This window comes from Paenibacillus faecalis, assembly GCF_900289175.1.
Taxonomy (GTDB): domain Bacteria; phylum Bacillota; class Bacilli; order Paenibacillales; family Paenibacillaceae; genus Paenibacillus_AQ; species Paenibacillus_AQ faecalis.
The window spans coordinates 3,091,164-3,104,734 of sequence record NZ_LT985747.1; the positions used below are offsets into that span (position 1 = coordinate 3,091,164).

Here is a 13,571-nt window from a genome sequence, read left to right on the forward strand (position 1 = left end):
CAAATCTCCTGACTATAAATCTATTGACTATAAATCTAATGAATAGACGGTGTCTATTAGTATAGCATAACTGCCGAATGAAAGAACGTATGTTTGGATTCCAATTCATGAAAAGGGATATTCTGGGCTAGTAAATTGAAAACAGACCGCTCGAGGGGAAGCCTCAAGCAGTCTGCATTTTTCTTTAGAATAAAGCCCTATTATCGTTCGGAGGGATTTGCCTTACAAAAACGCCCCAACAAACAGTTCTTAACGCACATCCTTACAGCGCCTGTTTGCTTCGGACTTCAAACACGGCAAACTTTAAATAATGCCCCTCTTCTACACCTAGAATTTGGGGATGGTCTTTACCCGCTGCACGCCATTCAACCAAACGTAATATTTTGCCAGCATCCCGGGCCGCCTCCCTGATCGTTTCCAGAAACAGATCTGGACGCATATGGTATGAACAGCTTGCGGTTACGAGATATCCGCCTTCATTCACCAGCTTCATGCCGTGCAGATTGATATCCTTATAGCCGCGACATGCTCCTTTAACGGCACCTTTGGTTTTAGCAAAAGCAGGCGGGTCAAGAATAACGACATCCCACGTGCGCCCGCCGCCGGCTGTAAGCGGTTTTGACGTATCCACTTTGTGATCTGCCTTGGCACGCACTTCACGTTCCTCTTTCCCCTTCACCTGTGAGCGAAGGTAGTGAAAAGCATCATCCACAACAAACTCCACACGATCCAAAAAACCGTTTAGCTCTACATTTTCTCTGGCACTGTTAATAGCATGCTCGGAAATATCGAGACAAGTAACCTTCTTGGCCCCATATTTGCAAGCATGCAAAGTAAAGCTTCCTGTATGGGAGAAGCATTCCAGAACAGTTGCACCGTCCCAGTATGGGAAAGTAACCTCTTTACCGCTTTTGTTTACAGGAATTTGCTCCAATTGTCCATCCCGCTCGACTTCCTGAAGCTTAATCCCGCTGCGAGTGCCCCAGCCCGTCATCAACGGTTTAATGGAGGCCCGGTTCTCACGTTGATCGAAGAAATATCCGGTCTTCTGTCCCTCCACAATGTCGACTTTGATTTTCAGACCATTTTCAGTAACGATAACATGCCGTGGACATTCCCCATATAAAATGCCTTTCCGCTGCTCCAGTCCTTCCAGCTCTCTTACGGAAACATCACTGCGCTCATAAATTCCTGCCGGGTTCATCACTTCCACCAGCGCTTCAACAATGCTGTCCCTGCATTGCTCCATGCCAAGCGTCAGCAGCTGAACAACCAGCACGTCAGAAAATCGGTCAACGATGAGTCCCGGCAAAAAATCAGCCTCTCCATATACGAGCCTGTACGCATTTTCCTCTCCGATAAACCGTTCACGATGTCTTTTGCAATCCTGAAAGCGAGAAACGAAGAAATTGCGGTCCATCTTCTCAAGAGGTTGGTAGGAAACAACTCGGACTGTGATCTGAGATTTCGGATTGTAGTATCCGGTGGCCAAAAAACGGCCTTGATGATTCAGCACCTGCACCAGTTCTCCAGGCACCGGGTTTCCTTCAACGGATGCGATTTCACTTTTAAAAACCCATGGATGACCTTGTTCCAATCTTTTTTTTCGGCTGCGATCCAAAATGACCGATGGCATATTCATGCTTCACTCCTTATTTCTTCCCTTTGGACAATCCGTGGAATGCATGTCCATAACGGGGCATATACGTAATTACAGACGAAATTACAAACGAGATTATAAACGAGATGGCTTCGACACTTTTAACAGAGTAGTGCTCAAATGACTTGCAAGAAGACGGTTAGGAACAAGAAAAACCGCATATGCGGCAGATTTAGACACAAAGGAGATTCTCGTATCTTATGCTTTCAACACTCTGGTTTCCGATGACATACGGTCTCGTCGTTTTTTTGCTGGGCATGAAGGTGATGGAGATGTCGCTTCAGCGTTTTGCGGGGGCCCTGCTCCATCAATGGCTCAGGAAAGCCACGTCCACTCCGATCAAAGGGATGCTGACGAGCACAGTGCTCACAGCTCTCCTGCAAAGCAGCACGGCTGTCACGGTACTGTCGATCGGCTTCGCGAATGCGGGGCTTCTGAATTATTCCGGAATTCTCGGCATCATTCTCGGCACCAACATCGGGACCACCCTGACAACCGAGTTGATCAGCCTGCAGATCAGTCAAGCGGCATTGCCGCTTCTTATCCTTTCGTTAATGATCTGGGCTGCAGCTGTCATTCTTAGCGATCGTCTTCCCCTCAGTCTTATCCAGCTTCGAAGCCGATTTGAAAAGGCTCAGTTTCTATGCCTTGCTTGCGCCGGCTTTGCCTTAATATTGTTAGGAATCCGGATCATGCAATCGGTTGGGCCCTCCCTGCAGCAGCTGGGGCTGTTCCAATGGTTTCTCGATCATGCCTCCCAAAGTGTACTTTGGGGAATACTGGCCGGTGCGGCGCTTTCCGCCTTGATGCACAGCAGCGCTGCTGTTATCGCCATGGCAATGAGCCTGGCTGTAGCTGGAGTGCTGCCCCCTTCTCTCGGCGTTGCCATCGTCCTTGGCTCGAATGTCGGGACCTGCGTCACTGCCCTCATCGCTGCAATTGGCAGCACCAAAGCCGGCCGTTTTGTAGCATGGTCTCATTTGGGGCTAAATATTGGCGGAGCACTGCTCTTTGCCCCTTTGATCGAAATTCTCACGGACGTTTCCGGGTGGCTTGCCGTCGATCCAGGAAGCCAAATCGCCCATGCCCAAACGATTTTTAACATTGTCTGTTCTCTGCTTGCCCTGCCGTTATGTTATCTGCCTGTGTGGCGTAGGCTTGCGACAACTATCTAAACGTCGATCTTCAATAGCTCCAGTGCCTTTTGCAAAATAATGTCATTATTACTATAACCACCTTGAAGCTGTTTTTTCCAGGCTTCCTGCGGCTCATACCAATCAACACCGTTAATCTCCTCTATCTGAGGTTTCAGAGTGCCTTCTCCAGCTTCTACTAAATAATAATGCACTTCTTTGTCGACCACTCCATATTCAGGGTGATTGTACTGATATGCAATAATATCAACAGGGCTAATGATTTTCCCAACAATTCCGGTTTCTTCCCATATTTCGCGCAGTGCCGTTTCTTCAACAGTTTCACCAGCTTCCATCTTGCCTTTGGCCAGTGAAGTCTTCCCGTAACGGTCCTGAATCAATTGAATTTGCAGCTGTCCGTCTTTTTGACGGTACACTACACCGCCTGCAGAAATTTCTTTTCGGTTCATGTCCTCATCCTCCTTTATGAACAACAAGGATTTCACCTCCTTTAACCGGAAATGAAATCCTTGTCAGGTATGGCCGTTTTATTTGTGAAGTTACTGGGCGTAAGCGGTGACGCCGCTCTCCAATACGCTAACCAACTCGCCTTCACACTCGTTCACTCCGGCTTTGGTCAGTTTTACACGGCACATTTTTCCTTCCAGCTCAGGACCTCCATCGAAAACGAGCTGCAAGTAGTTCCCGCTGTACCCCTGCATTTTTCCGCTATTTGGGGCACCCTTATACTCACGTTCAGGAATTACATCCAGAATCTGTCCTACAAACTTCTCCGCATAAGCCAGCTGCAGCTCCTCGGATAAATCGATCAGCTTTTGAACGCGAACGTTCTTCACTTCTTCATCCACCTGATCCTCCATCCGTGCAGCCGGAGTACCGGTCCGTTTGGAGTAAGGGAACACATGCATTTCAGAAAATCCGATTTCCTTCATCAACTCATAACCATTGCGGAACATTTCATCGGTTTCTCCAGGAAACCCAACAATGACGTCCGTTGTAATGGCTACATCAGGCATCGCTTGGCGAATCAGCTTGATCTTGGTGAGAAACTCCTCTGTCGTGTACTTCCGTCTCATGCGTTTCAACACGGTATCGTCCCCTGCTTGCAGCGGAATATGCAAATGACGGCACATTTTAGTAGACTTATTTAGCACTTCAAGCATTTTGTCATCGATCTGGCTCGCTTCAATAGAGCTGATCCGAATGCGCTCAAGACCTTCTACGCGGTCCAGGTCCCATAATAGATCAGATAAACGATAGTTCTCCAAATCGTCACCAAAACCTCCGGTATGAATGCCCGTCAGTACAATCTCCTTATATCCTGCTCTTACGAGCTGTTCAGCCTGATTAATGATGCTCTTCGGATCACGGCTGCGGGACAAACCCCGAGACCATGGAATAATGCAAAATGTGCAGAAGTTGTTGCACCCATCCTGAATTTTCAGAAAAGCACGGGTACGTTCCGCAAAATCGGGAACGTCCATCTCTTCAAACACACGGGTCTTCATAATGTTGCGAACCGCGTTGATCGGCTTGCGCTGCTGTTCAATTTCATGAACATAACTTAAAAATTTATCGCGATCCTGGTTGCCGACAACCAGGTCCACGCCCGGAATATCCAGAATCTCTGCAGGCGAAGTTTGTGCGTAACATCCGGTTACGGCTACAATCGCCTCCGGGTTACGGCGTACAGCTCGGCGGATCATCTGCCGACTTTTCTTATCGCCTGTATTTGTCACATGACAAGTATTGATTACATACACATCAGCAGTTTGTTCAAAATCCACCTGCTCGTAGCCTTCATTTTTGAAAAGCTGCCAGATGGCTTCAGTATCGTAAAAATTAACTTTGCAACCCAACGTATAAAACGCTACGGATGGCATATTCAAGCTCCCCCCATTTCTCCGGATTCATATAAAGCACAGGCCAGGGCAACCATTCCTGCCGTCTCGCAGCGCAAAATTCTGCGCCCAAGCCCAACTGAAACAGCCCCTGCTTCCTCTGCCTCTTTGCATTCTTCTTCAGTGAATCCGCCTTCGGGACCGACAAGCAGCAGCAAGCTGGCGGTCGTTCCCGGTTTCTGTAATGTTTGCGCGATAAACGGCTTCAGCACGTCTCTAAGCTGGGACCCGTGCTCTTGTTCATAACAAAAACAAACTACATCATATTCGGAAAATGTATCCAAAAGCGATTTCCAAGAGAGCGGCTGATCAATCGCAGGAATCATATTGCGGTGAGACTGCTCAGCTGCTTCCTTGGCGATTTTACGCCACCTATCCAGACGCTTCCCTTCCTTCTTGGCGTCATACTGGACAATCGTTCGTGCCGATACAAACGGGACAAAATGAACAGCTCCGATCTCCGTGCATTTTTGGATGACGGTCTCCATTTTATCCCCCTTCGGCAAACTCTGGGCAATGGTCACTTTCAAAAGTGGCTCTTGCTTCATCTCCAGCGGCTCAATCACGACGGCAAACACGTCCGTCTGTTCTATATGTTCAATCTTCACCAAAGCTTCGCGGGATACGCCGTCACTAACGATAAAGGTATCGCCTGGTTTGCCCCGCATAACCCTCGTAATATGTCTGGCATCTTCCCCGGTAATGATCACACGATCTTCATTGAACTGTTCGGGTGAAACGAAATATCGCTGCATATATACTATCCTCACCAATCTCAAAATCACCAAACATCATCATACAACTTTTCTTCCAGCCTGACCAGAGAAAATGATCAGCGGATCGATCCAATCAACCTCCGAATAAAGTTTGGAACATATTCAGAAAAAAGACCGATAAATAATAAGCTGCATCATAAAGCGGTATAATCGTATATCTGGACAAGCCAGGAATGATAATAATTAACAAAAAGATCATAATGGACCACTGCTCAAACTTTTGCAGCTTGGCGCTTATACGGCGGGGCAGCAAATCTTCAGCAATGCGATACCCGTCAAGCGGCGGCAGCGGAACAAGGTTAAATAGGAATAAGAAAAAGTTCAATACAATAAATGTATCAAAAAAGATATGAACACCTTGTACAGCCTTTGTGTTGCTTATCGCATCAATCATTCCAAACTGATACATCCCCGCGTAAATTAAGCATCCTATAACTGCCAGCAAAAAGTTGCTAAGGGGACCTGCAGCCGATACGATTATACCCATCCGCCGCGGATTGCTGAAGTTCGCCCGATTGACCGGAACAGGTCTGGCCCAGCCAAAACCGGCAAGAAGAAGCAGAATAATACCTAAAAAGTCAAAATGTACGGCCGGATTTAGCGTTACCCTTCCAAGCAGCTTGGCTGTCGGATCACCGAACTTATTCGCAAAATACGCATGAGAGAACTCATGCAAAGTGAACGCAATAATTAAAGTTATCAAATAAAAAGGAAGCCGATCTAACGGATAAAACAGCAGTTGATCCAAAAATTCCATCTTTACCTCTTTCTTGCTACAAACGCAACCCAGTCATCCTCACGAAGTATATCCGCAATTTCAAAACCGGATTTAGTTAACGCTTGCTCAACAACATCGATTTTATTTTTATAAATACCGGAAGCAATATATATACCACCCGGCTGTAAAGCTTTATAAACATCATCTACAAACAGAAGAATTACTTCAGCCAATATGTTAGCAAGAACGATTTGTACGGGAAGTTTGACACCCAGCTCTTCCGCAGCGCTGTCCTTTGTAATTACAGCAAGTAGATCACTCTCTTTGACTGTAATTTTATCTTCCATCCCGTTCAGATGCACGTTCTCCTTCGCACTGCTTACCGCCACCGGATCGAGATCAAGGGCAAGCACCCTGGAGGCGCCTAAATGAACCGCACCGATGGATAAAATCCCTGAGCCAGTACCAACGTCGATTACTTCCTCGCCGCCTTGCATCACGGAATCCAAAGTGCGAAGACAGAGCGAGGTTGTCGGGTGTGTACCTGTACCAAAAGCCATGCCTGGATCAAGTTCAATAATCCGCTCCTCCGTTGATTGCGGAGCGTATTCCTCCCAAGTTGGCTTAATCGTCAGCCTATCGGAAACACGAATCGGTTTGAAATATTGTTTCCATGCTGTCGCCCAATCCTCTTCGTCTACCGTTTTGAATTCATAACGGACATCGCCAGTATCAATCCCAAACTCTGACAGCTCATCTACACGCGGAGAAATCTCACTCAATGTAGCTTCAAGATCCGTTTCTTCAGAGAAGTATCCTTTAATAATCGCTTGTCCTTCTGGAATACTATTTATAGGAACATCATCTATCCATTCTCCGTAAGGGTTTGGCCGCTTCTTATTCAATAAGCCTGATTCTTCAATCGAGACTCCACCGGCACCAGCTTCGTGCAAAAAATTAGAGATCATTTCTACAGCTTCTTCTGTAGTATGTATCGTCAATTCATGCCATAACATGTTCAGGTTCCTCCTCATTTTCACATAAGTATTATTGTACTATAATGAGGACCTCTGTTACAAAATTTAAGAACTTTTTTATGTGTAAAAAAAAGCAAGGCCCCTTCAGCCGGTAAATTCCGATGAAGCGACCTTTTAGAGCATTTGGTAAACAGGTAGATCAGCATACTGCTGCTAGTTCTCATTCCGGTGATGATCAAACATTTCCCGAAGCTGACGCTTGTCAGCTGCCTCACTGCGGCGAAGAGCCTCTACATCGTCCCGATCGGCCTCCAAAGCGGAAAATTCCACATCTTCCGCTTTTGCAGATTGCAGCGCCCTTAACTTCTCGGTTTTATCTGCGATTCTGCCTTTCATTTTTCTGCGCATGTAGCCCGTCTCCTTCCACTGGATATATGCAGTTATACCATGCCTCCAGCATCTTCAATAATCCTCTTTGCCTGATCGAACACATTTTCATCCAACACAACGGTTAGCAAAATATCCCGCCCGTCCGGACCATCATCCCGGCCTGTGCTCATACCGCTCGCCGAAGGATCTGCTGCTCCTAAAATCCCGGCTGATGGACCACTGTATGCAGCATTTAATGTCATCGATGTTAGACTGACAATATCGCCTGTAAGGGGGTGCATCGTGTTGTTCAGCTCACCATCAGGATATTTGCTAAATCGGTCAATAGACATATCCGCAACTCTTAACATCTCTAATTTACGTGCAGCCCCCTGGGCCTCCTCAGGGGTATTGAAATAGGCCAAAATACTTTTTTCTGTCAATACGCTCACCTGCGCTTTATCGTTTGAAATTGCTCCGTCAGCTGCCAGCCGGAACCTTTTCTAGCGTGCTTCATTCGCAACCGTTTTATTCCGGTATCGTACTAAGGGGCTGGTTAGAAATACACGCATCAGGAAAAAGAGGCTTCCAAGTGAGATAAAAAAAGAGCCCGACCACTTCGGCCCGGCTCCATATTTTAATCTAGTTTAATCTCCACGAAACGCTTTTTTCACTTTGTCAAAAAAGGAATGATCTTGCTCTAAGGCACGCTCTCCATCCAAGGAAGAAAACTGGCGCAGCAGTTCCTTCTGTTCGTCGCTAAGCTTGGTTGGCGTAACAACAACTACCTTGACATGCTGGTCACCCTGTCCATGGCCGCGTAAACGCGGAACTCCTTTTCCTTTCAGGCGGAAGAAAGTGCCTGTCTGTGTACCAGCCGGAATTTTAAGCTTCACCTTTTCGGTCAAGGTCGGAATTTCAATTTCATCACCGAGTGCAGCTTGTGCAAAGGTAAGCGGTACTTCACAGTAAATATCGTCTCCTTCACGCTCGAAGAACTCGTGGGATTTCACCCGGATGACGATATACAGATCGCCCGCTGGCCCTCCGCGCAGACCGCTTTCACCTTCACCGGTCATACGAAGTTGAGCACCGTCATCGACACCTGCTGGTATACGAACATGGATTTTACGCTGTTTCTTTACTTTCCCATTCCCATGACAGGTACTGCAACGTTCTTTGATAATTTTTCCGGAACCATTACAGTTGGAGCATGCACGCCGATTAACCATTCGGCCAAACGGTGTGTTCTGCACAACCTCTTGCTGACCGCTGCCGTGGCAGACACCACAGGTTTGTGGTTTTGTTCCCGGTTTGGCCCCAGAACCGCCACAGGTATCACAAGACTCTGTTCTCGGGATTGTAATGTCTGTTTCTTTACCGAAAACAGCTTCTTTAAACTCAATGGTCATCGTATATTGCAGATCATTTCCCCGCTGCGGAGCATTCGGATCACGACGCCCTCCGCCGCCAAAGAACATATCAAAAATATCTCCCAATCCTCCGCTAAAGTCACCGGAGAAACCGCCGCCCATTCCCTGGTTCGGATCAATATGTCCATATTGATCATAGCGAGCACGGCTCTGGCTATCACTCAAAACGTCGTACGCTTCTTTGACTTCCTTGAATTTGGCTTCGGCATCCTCAGCCTTGTTTACGTCCGGATGATATTGACGCGCCAATTTTCGGTACGCTTTTTTAATGTCATCCTCTGACGCGTCCCTGCCAACACCCAGTACCTCATAATAATCACGTTTTTCAGCCACGGTTCCACCCCCATTCACTTATTGCTCAAACTGCCGGACAAAAGGAAAGTCAAAGTGCGGGATTCGCGCTTTGACTTTCCCTTGACTCATTTATTCAGATTAACCTTTGTTCTTGTCCTCGTCAACAACCTCATACTCGGCATCAACAACGTTATCTTGCTTTGGAGCTTCTTGAGAAGCATCCCCAGCTCCTTCAGCTTGCTCTGCTTGAGCAGCTTGCTCATACAGTTTCACAGACAATTGCTGAACGATCTGAGTCAATTCTTCCGTTGCGCTGTTGATTTCCTCCAGATTGTCGGATTCCAAAGCTTTTTTCACTTTTTCTTTCGCTTCATTCGCTTTATCTATTTCGGAAGCATCCACTTTATCCCCGAGATCCTTGAGTGTCTTCTCAGTCGTATAGATAAGCTGATCGGCATTGTTGCGAGCTTCTACAAGCTCTTTACGCTTACGATCTTCCTCTGCATGAAGCTCGGCATCCTTCATCATTTTCTCAATTTCTTCCTCGCTCAAACCGCTTGAAGAAGTAATGGTGATTTTTTGGCTCTTGCCTGTACCTTTATCCGTTGCTGATACGTTTACGATACCATTCGCATCGATATCAAAGGTAACTTCGATTTGTGGCACACCGCGCGGTGCAGGAGGAATGTCTCCCAGCATAAAGCGGCCGAGCGTTTTGTTGCCAGCTGCCATTTGACGCTCACCTTGTAAAACGTGAATTTCAACGCTAGGCTGATTGTCTGCATATGTCGAGAACACTTGGGATTTGCTTGTAGGAATCGTCGTGTTCCGTTCGATCATTTTTGTAAATACTCCACCAGCTGTTTCGATACCAAGGGACAGCGGAGTAACGTCAAGCAGAACAACGTCCTTTACGTCTCCCGTCAGCACGCCAGCCTGAACAGCTGCGCCAAGTGCAACAACTTCGTCCGGGTTAACACCTTTATGCGGCTCTTTACCTGTTAGTTTCTTGATCGCTTCCTGAACGGCAGGAATGCGTGTTGATCCACCTACAAGTACAATTTTATCGATATCATTAGGTGTCATACCTGCATCGCTAAGCGCTTGGCGAGTAGGTCCCAATGTACGTTCCACGAGATTAGCGGACATTTCCTCGAATTTTGCACGGGTCAAGTTCATTTCAAGGTGCTGCGGCACTCCGTCAGCAACAGTGATGAACGGCAGAGAAATTGTTGTTGTCAAAATACCGGAAAGCTCCTTTTTCGCTTTCTCGGCTGCATCTTTCAAACGTTGAACTGCAGCTTTATCTTTGCTCAGGTCAATACCTTGCTCTTTTTTGAACTCGGCAACGAGATAATCGATGATCACTTGGTCAAAGTCATCGCCACCAAGGCTGTTATCCCCGCTAGTCGCTTTCACTTCGAAGAAGCCATCACCAAGCTCCAGGATGGATACGTCAAACGTACCGCCGCCCAGGTCGTATACGAGAATCGTTTGATCTTCGGCTTTCTCCATACCGTAAGCAAGCGCTGCAGCCGTTGGCTCGTTCACAATACGCAGCACTTCCAATCCGGCAATTTTACCAGCATCCTTTGTTGCTTGACGTTGACTGTCATTAAAATAAGCTGGTACGGTAATAACCGCTTGGGTTACCGGTTGACCCAAATATGCTTCAGCATCCGATTTTAGCTTTTGCAGTACGATCGCAGAAATTTCCTGCGGGGTATATTCTTTATCATCAATTGTAACTTTAAAGTCGGTACCCATGTGGCGCTTGATGGAGCCGATGGTACGGTCAGGGTTCGTGATCGCTTGACGCTTCGCGGTATCACCGACCAGACGCTCTCCATCTTTCTTAAAACCAACAACCGAAGGGGTTGTACGCCCGCCTTCCGGATTCGGAATAACGACAGCTTCGCCACCTTCCATTACCGCTACACATGAGTTGGTAGTACCCAAGTCAATACCGATTACTTTGCTCATAAAATAAATATCCTCCTTCATATTTCACACACTGTAAACGGTGTGAGTTTCGTTTTATTTATTAGTTAATCAAATTCGACAATGGATAAAGTCTGTTACATGCTTACCTTAACCATAGCCGGTCGGAGTACCCTGTCTTTCAGCATATAGCCTTTTTGAACTTCCTCAACGACGATGCCTTCCTCATACTCGTCGCTCTCCACCTGCATGATCGCTTGGTGAAATTCCGGATTAAACGGTTGGCCAACGCTGTTCATGGCTGTCAACCCTTCTGCATTCAACACCGTTTCGAGTTGACGGAAAATCATGCTTACCCCTTTGGAGAATGACTCAAAATCTTGATTATCCTCTGAAGCAGCAATCGCACGCTCAAAGTTGTCGAATACCGGTAAAAGCTCGGTAATCAACTTGGAGGAAGCATATTTGGCCAAGTCTTCCTTTTCCTTTTGAGTACGTCTGCGGAAGTTATCAAAGTCAGCTTGGACACGAAGAGTGCGCTGCTGCTGTTCTGACATTTCATTTTGTAATTTCTCTAATTCAACCTGAAGGTCATCCCCCTCTGAGGAATTTGCCTCCTGGGAAACATTCTCATCGTCAGAAGACTCCTGCACCTCCGGATTTTCACCGGATTCCGATGCGGTTTGAGGAGCTTGCTCCAAATTTTCTTCTTCGTTTACAGTATCTTGTACCGTGTTTACTTCGTCCTTGTTCAAGATGCCTTCCACCTCCTATTATTTATAACTCCATAATAATTCAATCTCAAAATATTACTCGTCGAAGCTTCCTGTCTCCTTCATCTTAATGACATGATGAATACGGAGAACAGCTGCAGCTACTTCCCCTGCCGCACGAAGCCCATGAAGCTTTACAAGGGCGGGATCTACAATCCCTTTGTCCTCATAACTGATCACCGCACCGGTATCGCAATCGATCCCCATGGAATCCGTACCTAGCGAAATCTGTGCTGCGCGGACTTCCTCCATTTTCTCTAATGGATTATAGCCGGCATTCAGCAGTATTTGCGACATCGGCCGCCGGAGCGCCGTTGAGACAGCCTCTATGCCGAATGCTTCCATTCCCTTTTGAACTTCCCGGTGACGTTCCAGTTCGTAGGAAACAGCCAGTTCGCTTGTTCCTCCTCCCGGAAGCACACCGCCTACGACAGCGGCTTGAAGGGCAGAAGCTGCATCACAAGCAATACGGGCTGCCTCACCAACAACCTCGGACGTGCTGGCGCCGACAATGATAGTAACAACATGTTCACCACCATGAAGACGGACACGTTCCAAAGTTTCATCATATACGGCTTTAGCTGTATAACCGAGAAACGGCACCAACTGTTCAGATTCTTTATGTAGCGCCGTCCGGCGCACCGGAGTAGCTCCTGTCATTTCGCAGACCCGCTGCAGATCGGTCCGTGAAACACGGGGAACGACCATGATTCCGTGATCCAGGCAAAACTGCTCAGCATCTGGATGAATACCTTTTTCCAACAAAATAAGTTTAACAGACATGTCCGCCAAACGGGTGAGATCAGAAGCAAACACCTTACGCAGATCCATATATCTGGAAAATCCCGCTTCAGTCGTCAGCACCTCTTCATCCAGTTCATCAGGCTCCAACGAGTCCAGCAGCACCAGCACCTTAGCATCGGTATATTCCTGCTGCTGCCGGGTGTTCAGCGGCCTCTGTCTGAGCAATATTCCCTCGAACACCTCATTCTCGGCTTTCTCAAGCGCAATAATACTGTCGGCAAGAGAATAGGACGGGTCCCTTAAACGGTCAACTCCCACTTTACCAGCGGCCTGCATGACTAGGTCAACCATGTCACGCCGTTCACGCCCGGCCACAAAAGCGGTTCGTTCGAGTAAAGGGTCGTCCAAACCATGAATTACCCGTATTCGGTCAGATAGAAAAGCAAGCGCCATTTCAACGCCTTGTCTCATGCCTTCAACGACCTTCGAAGCCGGAACACCGCGAACAATCTGCGCAACACCTTCCTGAACGAGTGCGCCTGCAAGCACTGTCGCGGTTGTTGTACCGTCTCCGATCTTCTCCTGTTGAGCACGAGCCACCTGAATCAGAAGGCGGGCTGCCGGATGAGTTACATCCATTTTATCCAAAATGGTTACCCCGTCATTTGTGATGACAACCTCTCCACGAGGCCCGACAAGCATGACGTCAAGCCCTTTGGGACCAAGAGTCCCTTCAACGGCGGATGTGACAGCCCGAACCGCATTGCTGTTATTTATGAGCGTAGAGTGGCGCTCATCGCCATCACCATGCGGTTGTTGTCCCTGGCTCAT

General features: G+C 47.4%; 13 protein-coding genes. 1 reads left to right on the forward strand and 12 read right to left on the reverse strand.

The features are described from left to right. Window positions 1-262 precede the first annotated feature (262 nt). Entirely contained in the window at window positions 263-1,636 is a 1,374-nt protein-coding gene (locus C8268_RS14690; protein WP_106769966.1) for a class I SAM-dependent rRNA methyltransferase, read from the reverse strand. Window positions 1,637-1,860: 224 nt separating this feature from the next. On the opposite strand from C8268_RS14690, the gene C8268_RS14695 reads away from it, so the two are divergent. Continuing rightward, window positions 1,861-2,835 (forward strand): Na/Pi cotransporter family protein, encoded by a 975-nt coding sequence (locus C8268_RS14695; protein WP_106768365.1) that lies wholly within the window; start codon window positions 1,861-1,863, stop codon window positions 2,833-2,835. Here the strand turns inward: C8268_RS14695 and C8268_RS14700 are convergent. The 11 genes from C8268_RS14700 to C8268_RS14750 all read right to left on the reverse strand — a co-directional run bounded on the left by C8268_RS14700 (window position 2,832) and on the right by C8268_RS14750 (window position 13,571). Further along, entirely contained in the window at window positions 2,832-3,263 is a 432-nt protein-coding gene (locus C8268_RS14700) for an NUDIX hydrolase (protein WP_106769967.1), read from the reverse strand. The genes C8268_RS14695 and C8268_RS14700 overlap by 4 nt on opposite strands. A 90-nt stretch (window positions 3,264-3,353) precedes the next feature. After that, window positions 3,354-4,697, reverse strand: a complete 1,344-nt coding sequence (gene mtaB / locus C8268_RS14705; RefSeq protein ID WP_106768366.1) for a tRNA (N(6)-L-threonylcarbamoyladenosine(37)-C(2))-methylthiotransferase MtaB — start codon at window positions 4,695-4,697, stop codon at window positions 3,354-3,356. A 2-nt stretch (window positions 4,698-4,699) separates the two neighbouring features. Next, window positions 4,700-5,470: an RsmE family RNA methyltransferase gene (locus C8268_RS14710; RefSeq protein ID WP_106768367.1), complete on the reverse strand. Its 771-nt coding sequence runs from the start codon at window positions 5,468-5,470 to the stop codon at window positions 4,700-4,702. A gap of 94 nt (window positions 5,471-5,564) precedes the next feature. Continuing rightward, complete coding sequence (locus C8268_RS14715; RefSeq protein ID WP_106768368.1) at window positions 5,565-6,248, reverse strand: site-2 protease family protein; 684 nt, start codon at window positions 6,246-6,248, stop codon at window positions 5,565-5,567. A 2-nt stretch (window positions 6,249-6,250) separates the two neighbouring features. After that, window positions 6,251-7,225: a 50S ribosomal protein L11 methyltransferase gene (gene prmA, locus C8268_RS14720; protein WP_106768369.1), complete on the reverse strand. Its 975-nt coding sequence runs from the start codon at window positions 7,223-7,225 to the stop codon at window positions 6,251-6,253. A 174-nt stretch (window positions 7,226-7,399) separates the two neighbouring features. Then, entirely contained in the window at window positions 7,400-7,594 is a 195-nt protein-coding gene (locus tag C8268_RS14725) for a YfhD family protein (protein ID WP_106768370.1), read from the reverse strand. Window positions 7,595-7,626: 32 nt separating this feature from the next. After that, the gene (locus C8268_RS14730) at window positions 7,627-7,998 is read right to left on the reverse strand and encodes a hypothetical protein (RefSeq protein ID WP_199794858.1); all 372 of its coding nucleotides are present in this window, start codon (window positions 7,996-7,998) and stop codon (window positions 7,627-7,629) included. A 204-nt stretch (window positions 7,999-8,202) separates the two neighbouring features. Continuing rightward, window positions 8,203-9,321 (reverse strand): molecular chaperone DnaJ, encoded by a 1,119-nt coding sequence (gene dnaJ / locus C8268_RS14735; protein ID WP_106768372.1) that lies wholly within the window; start codon window positions 9,319-9,321, stop codon window positions 8,203-8,205. A gap of 99 nt (window positions 9,322-9,420) precedes the next feature. After that, on the reverse strand, window positions 9,421-11,265 hold the full coding sequence (dnaK, locus tag C8268_RS14740; protein WP_106768373.1) for a molecular chaperone DnaK: 1,845 nt from the start codon (window positions 11,263-11,265) through the stop codon (window positions 9,421-9,423). Between the two features lie 95 nt (window positions 11,266-11,360). Next, window positions 11,361-11,978: a nucleotide exchange factor GrpE gene (gene grpE, locus C8268_RS14745; protein ID WP_106768374.1), complete on the reverse strand. Its 618-nt coding sequence runs from the start codon at window positions 11,976-11,978 to the stop codon at window positions 11,361-11,363. Window positions 11,979-12,032: 54 nt separating this feature from the next. Beyond that, window positions 12,033-13,571, reverse strand: coding sequence for a TCP-1/cpn60 chaperonin family protein (locus tag C8268_RS14750; RefSeq protein WP_106768375.1), 1,539 nt, complete (start codon window positions 13,569-13,571; stop codon window positions 12,033-12,035).